The sequence below is a fragment of the Acidocella sp. genome (assembly GCF_052326845.1).
Lineage (GTDB): Bacteria > Pseudomonadota > Alphaproteobacteria > Acetobacterales > Acetobacteraceae > Acidocella.
The window spans coordinates 1-11,265 of record NZ_JBKQJR010000120.1 but is presented as its reverse complement, the minus strand read 5'-3'; the positions used below and the strand labels follow the sequence as shown (position 1 = coordinate 11,265).

13 protein-coding genes are annotated in these 11,265 nt (G+C 62.8%); 2 read left to right on the top strand and 11 right to left on the bottom strand.

What is annotated here, in order from left to right:
- Window positions 1-9 precede the first annotated feature (9 nt).
- From ACLPJJ_RS07930 to ACLPJJ_RS07920, 3 genes are all read right to left on the bottom strand, one after another.
- A complete protein-coding gene (locus tag ACLPJJ_RS07930) occupies window positions 10-720 on the bottom strand; it encodes a CoA transferase subunit A (RefSeq protein ID WP_443590415.1) in 711 nt (236 codons plus the stop codon).
- 144 nt (window positions 721-864) lie between these two features.
- Window positions 865-2,037 (bottom strand): acetyl-CoA C-acetyltransferase, encoded by a 1,173-nt coding sequence (locus tag ACLPJJ_RS07925; protein WP_443590414.1) that lies wholly within the window; start codon window positions 2,035-2,037, stop codon window positions 865-867.
- 40 nt (window positions 2,038-2,077) lie between these two features.
- A complete protein-coding gene (locus ACLPJJ_RS07920; protein ID WP_443590413.1) occupies window positions 2,078-3,268 on the bottom strand; it encodes an alpha/beta fold hydrolase in 1,191 nt (396 codons plus the stop codon).
- Between the two features lie 294 nt (window positions 3,269-3,562).
- On the opposite strand from ACLPJJ_RS07920, the gene phaR reads away from it, so the two are divergent.
- Complete coding sequence (gene phaR / locus ACLPJJ_RS07915; RefSeq protein ID WP_443590412.1) at window positions 3,563-4,168, top strand: polyhydroxyalkanoate synthesis repressor PhaR; 606 nt, start codon at window positions 3,563-3,565, stop codon at window positions 4,166-4,168.
- Between the two features lie 134 nt (window positions 4,169-4,302).
- Entirely contained in the window at window positions 4,303-4,854 is a 552-nt protein-coding gene (locus tag ACLPJJ_RS07910) for an ankyrin repeat domain-containing protein (protein ID WP_443590411.1), read from the top strand.
- A gap of 9 nt (window positions 4,855-4,863) precedes the next feature.
- On the opposite strand, the gene ACLPJJ_RS07905 is transcribed toward ACLPJJ_RS07910, so the two are convergent.
- The 8 genes from ACLPJJ_RS07905 to ACLPJJ_RS07870 are packed head-to-tail and all read right to left on the bottom strand — an operon-like array spanning window position 4,864 to window position 11,151.
- A complete protein-coding gene (locus ACLPJJ_RS07905; protein ID WP_443590410.1) occupies window positions 4,864-5,985 on the bottom strand; it encodes an EscU/YscU/HrcU family type III secretion system export apparatus switch protein in 1,122 nt (373 codons plus the stop codon).
- On the bottom strand, window positions 5,978-6,721 hold the full coding sequence (locus tag ACLPJJ_RS07900; RefSeq protein WP_443590409.1) for a flagellar biosynthetic protein FliR: 744 nt from the start codon (window positions 6,719-6,721) through the stop codon (window positions 5,978-5,980). The genes ACLPJJ_RS07905 and ACLPJJ_RS07900 overlap by 8 nt, the downstream gene beginning before the upstream one ends.
- Window positions 6,722-6,735: 14 nt before the next feature.
- The gene (locus tag ACLPJJ_RS07895; RefSeq protein WP_443590408.1) at window positions 6,736-7,011 is read right to left on the bottom strand and encodes a flagellar biosynthetic protein FliQ; all 276 of its coding nucleotides are present in this window, start codon (window positions 7,009-7,011) and stop codon (window positions 6,736-6,738) included.
- A gap of 2 nt (window positions 7,012-7,013) precedes the next feature.
- A complete protein-coding gene (gene fliP, locus ACLPJJ_RS07890; RefSeq protein WP_443590407.1) occupies window positions 7,014-7,703 on the bottom strand; it encodes a flagellar type III secretion system pore protein FliP in 690 nt (229 codons plus the stop codon).
- Window positions 7,696-7,974, bottom strand: a complete 279-nt coding sequence (locus ACLPJJ_RS07885; RefSeq protein ID WP_443590406.1) for a flagellar biosynthetic protein FliO — start codon at window positions 7,972-7,974, stop codon at window positions 7,696-7,698. Before ACLPJJ_RS07885 ends, fliP begins: the two co-directional genes overlap by 8 nt.
- A 4-nt stretch (window positions 7,975-7,978) precedes the next feature.
- Window positions 7,979-8,446: a flagellar basal body-associated FliL family protein gene (locus ACLPJJ_RS07880; RefSeq protein ID WP_443590404.1), complete on the bottom strand. Its 468-nt coding sequence runs from the start codon at window positions 8,444-8,446 to the stop codon at window positions 7,979-7,981.
- Between the two features lie 9 nt (window positions 8,447-8,455).
- Window positions 8,456-10,390, bottom strand: a complete 1,935-nt coding sequence (locus ACLPJJ_RS07875) for a FlgK family flagellar hook-associated protein (RefSeq protein WP_443590402.1) — start codon at window positions 10,388-10,390, stop codon at window positions 8,456-8,458.
- Window positions 10,387-11,151: a glycoside hydrolase family 73 protein gene (locus ACLPJJ_RS07870; RefSeq protein WP_443590401.1), complete on the bottom strand. Its 765-nt coding sequence runs from the start codon at window positions 11,149-11,151 to the stop codon at window positions 10,387-10,389. Before ACLPJJ_RS07870 ends, ACLPJJ_RS07875 begins: the two co-directional genes overlap by 4 nt.
- Window positions 11,152-11,265: the final 114 nt, after the last annotated feature.

Genomic DNA, 11,265 nt, shown 5'->3' with positions numbered 1-11,265 from the left:
TTACAAGGCTCATGGGGTTCGCTTGCGGACCGTGCGTTGCTCGATGCGCTTCTCGTAAGCGGGGTAGTGGACGATGCGCTGCACGAAGATGCCCGGGGTGTGGATCATGTCGGGGTCGATCTCGCCGGGTTCGACCAGATGCTCGACCTCGGCCACGGTGAATTTCGCGGCGGTGGCCATCATCGGGTTAAAATTGCGGGCGGTCTTGCGGTAAACGAGGTTGCCCTCGGTGTCGCCCTTCCAGGCATGCACGATGGCGAGATCCGCGAACAGGCCGCGCTCCATTACGTAATGCCGGCCGTCGAACTCGCGGGTTTCCTTGCCCTCGGCGATCAGCGTGCCATAGCCGGTGGCGGTGAAGAAGGCGGGGATGCCAGCACCCCCGGCACGGATGCGCTCGGCCAGCGTGCCCTGCGGGTTGAACTCGATTTCCAGCTCGCCCGAGAGGTACTGCTTGGCGAAAGTGGCGTTCTCGCCAACGTAGGAGGAGACCATTTTGCGGATTTGCCGGGTTTCCAGCAACACGCCGAGGCCCGCGCCGTCGATGCCCGCATTGTTGGAGATGACGGTGAGGTCCTTCACGCCGGACTCCTTGATCGCGGCGATCAGCGCCTCGGGGATGCCGCACAGACCAAACCCGCCGGACATGATCGTCATGCCGTCGCGCAGCAGCCCGGACAGGGCCGCGGTGGCGTTGGGGTAAACTTTACTTACGGCCATGTTTCCTCGCTTATTGCGTGGTTTGCCTCAACGGATCGCCAGAGCTTTCATCCCCGCGAAGCGGCGTGGCTGTCAAGTATCGTTTCGGCAAAGAAAAAGCCCGGAACCGTTGCTGGTTCCGGGCTGGATCAGGCTAGGCGCGGATTAGCGTTCCACGCACATGGCGGCACCCATGCCGCCGCCGATGCACAGCGTGGCGAGGCCCTTCTTGGCATCGCGGCGCTTCATCTCGTGCAGCAGGGTGGTGAGGATGCGCGCGCCCGAGGCGCCGATCGGGTGGCCGATGGCGATGGCGCCGCCATTCACGTTCACCTTCGCGGGGTCGAGGCCGAGATCCTTGTTCACGGCGCAGGCCTGGGCGGCGAAGGCCTCGTTGGCCTCGACCAGATCGAGGTCATCGACGCTCCAACCCGCGCGGGCCAGGGCCTTGCGCGAGGAGGGGATCGGGCCGGAGCCCATCAGCGCCGGGTCCACGCCCGCGGTGGCGAAGCTGGCGATGCGCGCCAGCGGCGTCAGGCCGCGCTTGGCGGCTTCGGCGGCGCTCATCACCACCAGGGCGGCGGCGCCGTCATTGATGCCCGAGGCATTGCCCGCGGTGACCGTGCCGTCCTTGGTGAAGGCGGGGCGCAGCTTGGCCAGAGCCTCGGCGGTGGTGCCGGCCTTGATGTACTCGTCCTGGTCCACCACGACCTCACCCTTGCGGGTGGTCAGGGTCACGGGCGTGATCTCGTCCTTGAACTTGCCGGCGGCCTGGGCGGCGGCGGCCTTCTGCTGCGAGGCGAGCGCCAGCGCGTCCTGCTCGTCGCGGTTGATCTGCCAGTGCTTGGCCACGTTCTCGGCGGTGATGCCCATGTGGTAGCCGTTGAAGGCGTCCCACAGACCGTCCTTGATCATGGTGTCGATGAAGTTAAGATCGCCCATTTTTTGCCCGGCGCGCAGATGCGCGGCATGGGTGGAGAGGCTCATGCTCTCCTGGCCGCCTGCGACGACGATGGCCGACTGACCGGACATGATCTGCTGGGCCGCAAGGGCCACGGCGCGCAGGCCCGAGCCGCAGACCTGATTGATGCCGAAGGCGGTGGCGGAGTCGGGGATGCCGGCAGCGCGGGCGGCTTGGCGGGCGGGGTTCTGGCCCTGGGCGGCGGTGAGCACCTGGCCGAGGATCGCTTCGTCGATGTCTTCCGGGGTGAGGCTGGCCTGGGCGATGGCGGCTTTCAGTGCCGTCGCGCCGAGAATATGCGCTGGGGTGGAGCCGAAGGCGCCGTTGAAACTACCTACGGCAGTGCGGGTAGCCGAGACGATAACGATATCTTCCATGAGTTTTCCCTTTGTGGTTGGCACTCTATGCGCGGCCGTATCATAGGCCGTGCACCCAATCCGCGAAAGGTCGCCAGAGTGAAGTTTCCGATGTGGAACCGGCGACCATGCCTACATGGCCGGCTTCGGGCTGGATGATGGTGGCTTGGCCAAGCCGCGCCGCCAGGGCCTGGGCGGAGACGGCCGGTACCAGCCTGTCCCGCGCCGGAATGGCGCAGAAGGCGGGCAGGTTGAGCTGGGCCGGGTCCACTGCCTGGCCGGCCACGCGCCACTGGTTGCGGGCGGGGCTGTTGGCGACATACCAGCCGCCGAGCGTCTCGCGCGCCACCGGGGCGGCCAGGGGCACGCCGTCGGCCAGCCAGTCCTCCATCGCCACGAAACGCTTCGCCCGGGGCAGGGATTTGTCCTGCCGGGCGAAGTCCCGGTACTTTTCGCCAACGCCGTAGGGGTCGATCATGGCGAACAGCGTGTTCAACGCGTCGATCGGCAGCGTACCGGAGAATTGCAGCATCATCTCGATGGCCGGCATGGCGTCGCTGATGCGCTTGGGCAGGGAGGCGTCGGCGGCGTGGAAATCCCATGGCGTGGCGAGCAGGGCCAGCGCGCGGACCTTGCCGGCGCCAGATTGCTGCGCGCGGAGCGCCGCGGCCAGTGCCAGCAGCCCGCCCATGCAATAGCCGGCCAGAATTACCGGGCCGGGAATGTTGGCCAGGGCGCGTTCCAGCCGCCCGGCGATATAGTCGGTGAGGGAGAACTGACGCTCGACCTCGCCGGGCCAGCCCCAATCCAGAAGGTAGGGGTGCATGTTCTGGCCGCTGAGGAAGCGCAGCATCGAGCCGCCTTCCATCAGGTCCAGTATGTAAGCGCGGTTGATCAGGCTGGGGATGAACAGAATGGCCGGGCCGGTTCCGCCGTAGTCCAGCAGCTGGGTCTCCTCTTCTTCCCAGATGGCGGGCGGGGTGCGCAACTGGCGCACATAGGGGGCGCTGCGATAGGCGGCGATGCCGGCGATCAGCGCGCGGTCTTGGCGTAGGATCTCCTCAAGCGTTGCCTGTTGGGCTGTCGGGCTTGGGGGATTGTCCGGCGAGGAATTCGCCCAGACGTTGTTCCAGTTCAGCGACGCGGCGCTTGAGCTGCTCGACTTCATCCAGGCCAGGCCCAGATGCAGCATCAGCGGCCGGGGGCCGCGCCGGCTGAGCGGCGCCGGGGCTTCCGGACGGCGGACGGTCATGTGGCAGATACGCGGTGGCCGCTATTGCTGCCTGCGCCCATAGCGCCAAAGTCGAGACCCAGGTCTCCCGTAACTCCCGGTCCGCAGCCATGGCGGTCAGCTCGCTCTGCCACAGGATCACGAAATCCTTGGCCAGGTTGTCGTCCATCTCGCATTCGGTTCCTGCTTACCCGCCGGCGCCTCCTAGCGCAGCTGGCAAAAATCCGCCATAAGTGTCATGCGCCAGGGGACTGTGCAACGCCCAAATTTCGTGTTTCAGTATAAAGTGCCTAGGCTCAAGCCGGCGAAACCGGGATGGAAGAAAAATTCATGAGTGAAAGCGCCGATTCCAAGATACAGCCTGTGGTTGTCAAAAAATACGCCAATCGGCGGCTCTATAATACGGAAAGTTCAAGTTACATCACTTTGGATAACCTTGCGGAAATGGTCCGCAAGGACCGTGATTTCGTGGTCTATGACGCCAAATCGGGGGAGGATATCACCCGCAACGTGCTGACCCAGATCATTGTGGAAGAGGAAGGCAAGGGTAACGCCCTGTTGCCGACGAATTTTCTGCGGCAGTTGATCGGCGTGTACGGCAGCAATGTGCCCAACATGCTGCCCCGCTACTTCGAGCAGGCGATGGAGAATTTCGCCCGCCAGCAGGAGAACGTGCGCGAGACCGTGAGCAAGACGCTCGGGCCCTTCATGCCGCCGGGGATTGAGGAAGTTAGCCGCAAGAACATGGCGATGATGGAACGCGCCATGGCGCTGTTCTCGCCCTTCTACCGCGAGGGTGAGGCGAAGCCGGCAGTGGAGGCCGGACCCTCCCACGAAGCGCAGGAAGAGATTACCAGCCTGCGCGGCGAGGTGGAACGGTTGCAAAAGGAACTGGCTGCCCTGCGCGACACCAGCAAATAAGGCGCCCTCGCCCAGGGCTGCATGGACGGCCCTGGGAGCATCGGCTAGAGAACCAAGTTATGAGACATTTTCGTTTTACGGCCCTCAGTCTAGCCCTGGTTTTGGGGGCCGGGCCCGCTTTGGCGCAGATGCAGATGGGGTCGAGCCCCGGGCTCACCGGCGGCAATGCACCCCAGCCGCAGGCCCGTACCCCGGACATCGCGCCGCCCGCACTGCCCGGCGCCGGTGCCGGCGCGCCGCTGGCTACGGCACCGAAAATGCAACAACCGGCTTCGGGCGACCCGACGGCGGCCTTGTTCGCTGCGATCAACAAGGGCGATTACAACGGGGCGCAAGACGCGCTGGGACGCGGCGCTGATTTGAACGCGCGGGACCAGTTCGGGGAAACACCGCTCGACCTGTCCATTTCGCTGAATCGTAACACGATCACCTTCCTGCTCCTGCAGACGCGCAATGAGCTTGGCGAGCAGGCCGGGCCGGTGGGCCAGCCCTGGACGCTGTATAGCTCTCCGCCGGCAACGTTGCATACGGCGAAGTCACAGGAGCACAATGCCGTGCCTGCCCCCACCGCTGCCAGTGCCGTGGCGCCTAGGCCGGCGATGCACCCTGCCGTGCCCGCCGGCGCGGCAAATGTGGGCACACCCAACCCGCAGGCTGGCTTCCTGGGCTTCGCCCCGAAGAACTGACCCCCCGGATCAGTTTTCCGGACTCCAGCGGGATATTTCGATTTCGCCCTCCCGCACCGGGGGCGGGGTTGGCCGCGAACCGCCCTGGGCGCGCCAGCGCTGCATCCGCCACACATAGGCAAGCACCTCGGCGCAGGCGCGGTAGAGCGCTACGGGGATATGCTCGCCAGGTTCGACATGCCGGTACATGGCGCGGGCCAAAGGCGGAGACTCGACCACCGGAATGCCGTGGCCACGTCCGCGCGCGATAATCTCCTGGGCCAGCAGTCCCACGCCCTTGGCCAGCAGCATTGGCGCTTTGTCCGCTCCGCGCCGGTAGCGGATGGCGCAGGCGTAATGCGTGGGGTTCGTGACGATGACCGAAGCTTCGGAAATCTGGCTCATTTGCCGGGCACGTGCCATCTTGCGTGCGAGCATGCGCTGGCGGGACTTAACATGCGGGTTGCCGGCGGCTTCTTTCATTTCCTCGCGGATTTCGGAATCCGACATGCGCAGCTTGTTGCGGTGCAGCCAGTATTGCAGGCCCATGTCAGCCCCGGCGAGGACAGTGAGCACGATGCAGATGGCGATGACGACCTGCAACGCGAGCGCGATGACCGGCTCAGAGGCGGGGAAGGGTAGGAAGCTAAGTGCAGCGAAATCGGTCTCGCGCAGCCAGACGGATAATGCCCCGACGCCGCCGATGACGATGAATTTGAGCAGCGATTTTGCGGTTTCCGCGAAGGCGGATTTGGAGATGATCTGCTCCAGACCGGCTTGTGGTGCCAGTCTGGAAAGATCCGGCTTGAGCAGTTGCAAAGCAAACACCCAGCCGCCAGACAGGAAGCTGGTGACCAGGGCGATGGCGGCAATAAGCGCCAGCAACGGAAAGATGGCACCGAGCATTGTAGCGCTCCAGCCCATGGCGGCGGTGAGCGAGGACGTACCCGCATCTGCCAGCCAGGCGGCGCAGTCATCCTGCAGCCGTGCCGCCATCCCTGCCGCAGCGCCAAGCGTCAGTAATGTGACGAGGACCACCACGGCAGCCTTCGGCAGGTCAGTGGAGCGCCGCACGTTGCCGCGCTCGGCCGCCTGAGTTAGGCGGCGCTCAGTTGGGGCGTGGCGTTTATCATCGCCGCTATCTTCAGCCATGGGCGAGTAGCACCCCGAGCGCGTCCATGCCGGTGGTGGTGAGGTGCTCTGCCGCCGGGCCGATGGCGGGGATGCTGGCGGCCATGACCCAAAGCCCGGCGAGGATGAGCAGAGGGAAGCCAATGGAGAGCAGGTTTATGCTCGGTGCAAAGATGGTGGTGAGGCCAACGGTAAGGTTAACGCAGAGCGAGACAGCCACGACCGGTAGAGCAAGCCCCAGAGCGGCGCTGAACAGCGTGCCGCCAAGGCCGGCCAGGTCGCCCCAGGAGGAGAGAGGCGCCACGCCAACCCCATGCGCAAACGAGTGCGCCAGCGCGGCGAAGATCCAGACCGGCCCGCCTGCCGCCATGAAGCCGAGCAGCCCGGCCCAGAGCATGATGTCGTAAAGTACTGGCGTCGGGCCGCCAGCTTCCCGGAATTGCAGCTCGGCGAAGGAGAGGCCCATGGCGAGCCCGGCGATTTCTCCCGCGCAGGCGATAGCCGCAATGACGATATGCATGGTCATGCCCATCAATGCGCCAAACGCGATCTGCGTTATGCCCGTGTAGATGGCGCTGAACGGGTTGCCGGGAAATGGGGGCAGGTTTGGCAGCCACATGGCCAGAGCCGCGGCGAAGGCGGCGGCCAGCAGAGCCTTGATCGTGGAAGGAATCATCGACGAGCCGTAAAGTGGCGCGGTAAGAAACAGCCCGGTGATGCGCAGGAACGGCCAAAGGAAATGGCCAAGCCAGAGCATGATGTCCGCCTGGTCTAGTACCATGTCTGGCGGACCAGATACGGCGCTTGGGTGATGAAGCTTTTAGCAAGAGTTTCGAACATGGTGAGCGCGCCGAAGCCACCGCTCAGGGCCAGCACGATCATGGCGGCGGTTTTTGGCAGCAAGGCGAAAGTGGGGTCCTCGATTTGCAGGGCGCCCTGTACCAGCGCCGTGGCAAGCCCGATGATGAGCAGAATGGTGATGATTGGCGTGAGGGCTGCCAGCTCCGTGCCGAACGCCTCATGCAGGAGCTGTAAGTATAGCGGCATGCTCAGGACGCCACGCCGAAGCTGTTGACGAGTGTGCCAAGCACAAGCACCCAGCCGTGAATGGAGACGAACATGAGCAGCTTGAGCGGCAGGGAGATGAGTGTCGGTGAGACCATGATCATGCCGAGCGACATCAGGATCGAGGCGACGGCGAGGTCGATAAGAACAAAAGGGATGTAAATGAGAAAGGAAATCTGAAACGCCGTTTCCAGTTCGGAGGTGGCAAAAGCCGGAACGAGAACGGTCAGCGGGATGGATTTGGCATCAGCGTATTGTTGGCCGGAAAGATCTACGAAGAGATGGAGTGGCGCCTTGCGTGTCTGTGCGAGCATGAAATCCTGGATCGGAGGTTCCGCCGCCTGCAATGCCTGGCTGAACGTGATTTGTCCGGACAGATACGGATCAAGCGCCTTGTCCTGCTCCTGCTGGATGACGCCGCGCATGACGAACATGGTAAGCGCTAACGCCAATGCAGCTAACACCATGTTTGGCGGCGTGGTTTGCAGTCCCAGGGCTTGGCGTAGGACGGAAAGCACGATGATGATGCGGGTGAAGGAAGTCATCAGCAGCATGAGCCCGGGCAGAAAGGCCAGTGTGGTGATGAAAAGCAGACTCTGAACATCGAGCGAGTAGGCTTCGCCCCCGTTGCTGGCCAGCGCGTTGACGATGGTAAGGCCGGTGGGGCTAGTCATGGTCGTCCAGCCTGCCGATAGTGGTGATGCCGGTGCGGCTGATGCCGATAAGGAAGCGTTGTCCGTCAGCCTCGGCGATGGCAAGGCTGTGCTGGCCGCCGAGGGAGCGGGTAGCCAGAAGGCTGATGGGCGAGGTTGCGGCGTTCAATTTTTGCCCCCAGGCTGTACCCCGGAAGCGCCGGGCCAGAAAGGCCGCGCCCGCCAAGGCGAAGAGGATGACGAGCAGGGACGCGATGGTGGACGCCGCGCTGTCCAGGTTGGTTGTGTCCATTAAGCTAATCCTGCTCAACCAGATTGGTGATGTAGGCGGCGGTGAACGGGTTGGGCGGCGTGTAGTTAGCGCTGGTGTTGAGCACCTGATTGGCGATAGCCAGGCATTGTTTGGACAACGCATCATGTGTGGTTGGGTCGGTGAGGGATTTGCTTGTCTGCGCCATCAGCAGATTGATCACCTGAGACTTGATGATGGGCTGCAGGTTGGTAAACGTGGTGACGGCATTCTGATCGAATGTCGAAAATTGCAGCGTGATATCGATGTAGGTGTTGGCAGGGTTGTTGCTGTCCGTGGGTACGCTGACGACGACATCATCCAGCTGCGCGAAGTAGATGGGCTTGGGTGCCGGCATCGTGGCTGCAGTAGCGCTGCCGTTATGATGATTCATGCCGAGGAAGGCAAAAGTGCCGCCAATGCCTGCTCCCAGCATAGTAACGGCAATGATACCATTAAGCATGACTTTTTTCATGGCAAAACCTCAGACAGATTGGAGCAGTGATTCGAACATTGTGTGCACGGCACTGATGACCTGTGCTGCAGCCTGGTAGGCCTGCTGGTAGTTGGTCAGGGTTACGGCCTGCTGATCCGTGTCCACGCCGCTTACCGTCTGCAGATTGGTCGTGGCGGTAGAAACCTGCGCCGAGGTGGCAGATGCCAGATTCTGCGCCGCCTGGGCGTTGGCGCCAAGCCCGGTGGAAAGCCCAACGAAGGCCTGTTCCAGCGATCCGGAGGTCGTGGTGCTTGCGGTGGTCCAGAGCGTCCCCAAGCGCTGGGCATTGCTGCCGCTGGAACTGCCGCCGGGCGTGAGGGTGAGCGTATCGCCGCTGGCGGGTGTGCCGGAGATTGGAAGCTGCCAATACTGGCCGGCGGCGGCGCCGGAAGGGTAGGCGACCGCGATGTTGCCACCATTGTTGTCTAATGTGCCGCTGGCGATGACAGTGCCGGTATGGCTGGCTGTGGTTACGTTGTAGCTGGTGGCAGAGGTGAAGTTCACCTGCAGGTTTTGCCCGAAATAGCTCGACGGAATAACTGCCGCGTTGCTCGCCGGGGCGTTAGTTACCGTATCCGTACCCGCGGTTATAACGCCGGCGTTGCTGTTTAAAATCGAGCCGTCGCTCTGGAGTGCACCGGGGCTGGAGACGTATGGGTCCGCGGCGGCGATGTCGCCAGTCTGGCTGGAGATAGCGCTTATACCCGTGGCGGCATTGGGGGCAGGGTTGAGCGTGAACTGGTCCCCATTGGCGGGGGCGCCAGCGACGGCCAGGGTAATGCCTGCAAACGCCGGTGGATTGCCGCTGGCTGTGTAGCTTTGACCGCTCCCTTGGCTGAGTGCGCTCCAGCCGTTGGCGGTTGTGTACGTGAGCAGGAAAGGACCGCCATCGGTGGGCAGGGTGGAGCTGTCGCTGATCGAAGCGTTGACGGTGGCGCTGCCGTTATTATTGGCGCTGGCAGTTACCGTAGGGGAGGGCACGGAAAACAGCGCACTCCCCTGCGCGCCAGCCGGGGTGAGCCCTTCCGCCTGGGTGGCATTAACCTTGCCTGCGAAAATTGCAGCCATCGCGTTCAAGGATTGTTGAGCGGCGTTGCTGGACTGGATCGTGCCAATGGCACCGCCGATCGAGCCGTCTGCCGCGGTGAGTGTAACGGGCGTCGCGTTCGTGCCGGCGGTAATGGTTGGCGTGCCAGAGCTTGAGGTGTTGGCAGCCAGGTCTTGCGGGCCGCTTTGGTCTAGCAACACTGTACCGCCGGAGGTAACGATCACAGAGCCGTTGTCCTGTGGCAGAATGTTGACGGGAAGATACTGAGAGAGCGAGTTCAGCGCCGATTGCTGCTGGTCCAGCAGGCTTGGGTTATTTGGAGATTGAACAAGGTTCTTGTTGATGTTTTGTAACTGGCCCAGCAAGCCATTGGCCGATGTGATGCCGTTTGATAGCGTCTCGTTGGCGCCGGTTGTGGTGTCGGTGATGTTCCCGGATGCGCTGTGGAAAGCGCTGGTGATGGTCTGGGCGTCTGACAGAATGGTCTGGCGTTGCGCGGCGCTGGTGGGGTTGGACGCCAGTGTGCTGATGTCCTGGAAGAACTGGTTGATGGCGGTCTGGACGGCGCCATTATTCATGAGCGCGTTGGAGATACTGGTAAGCGCCGTGGATTGAGCTGAAGCGGCTGCGTCGGCGCTGTTGGCATTACGCAGTTGTGCTGCGGCAAAACCGCTGGCTGCGCGCACGATCTGCGCTGGCTTAACGCCGTCACCTGGCTGGCTCGTGGCATTCACGGCCGTGGTGGAGTTCACACTTTCTGCCGCGTAGCCACTAGTGGTGACATTGGCGAGGTTGTTCGACACAGTGTTGATGCCAGCTTCGAAAAGCTGCAATCCCGAAAGGGCGGTGTTGATGGTGTTGGTGATACCGCTCATGGTGTGCCCGGTGTGCTTGTGGTTGAGGGGGAGCTGCCAATGGCCTGCAGAACCTGGGCCATGAGCGGAGAGTGTGAGATGCCGACGATTTTTGCCGCATAGCTTGTGTCGGTGGCGTAGCCGCCATCTTGCAAAGCTTGCGCGAAGCCGGCGACTGTTTTCTGCCCCGCCGCGGCACCAAATCCGGACTGGATCAGCCCGACGTAATCCGAAACGCTATCGGTCACGTTATCGTAATTACGAAAGCTGGCGGTTTGCGGCATGAGCACGCCGTCAACCATTTCATGCGTGGCGCGGACGGAGCTGTCCTCATTCCCGGTTGCTTTGATGCCGAATAGATTATTGCCAGCCGCGGAGGTACCCCAGCCGGTTTCCAGGGCAGTCTGCGCCAGCACGGCCACGGGCGGTACGCCGAGAGCCTGGGCGGCCTTGGTAATCTGCGGCCAGATGGATTGGGCAAAATTCTTAGCCTGGCTGATAAGATCTCCGGCCGGTTGTGCAGACTCTGCAGGGGTAGCGAGAACTGCAGATTGGATTTCTGGGCCGGTGCTAGCGGGTAACAGCTGTGCCAGCGGTGAGGGGGTTGAAGATGCGGAGGCTGGTGCTTGCGTGCTGTTCCCACCAACCTGCCGCATTGTCGCTGCCAGCAATGAGGAGTCGTATTTGCCAAAATTATTCTGGGCCATGTTCCACAGAAACATGCTCTGGAAATCCCCGCCGCCGGCACCGAGAGCATTCGTGTCCATGCCGTTCTTATTCATGGCTGAGAGCATCTCGTACCAGAGCATGCCGGCCACATGCTCCACCGTGGTGGAGAGGCTCGGTTTTTGCGAGGCATTGCTGCCGGCGGCATGGCTCGTGTTTGTGGAGAGAAT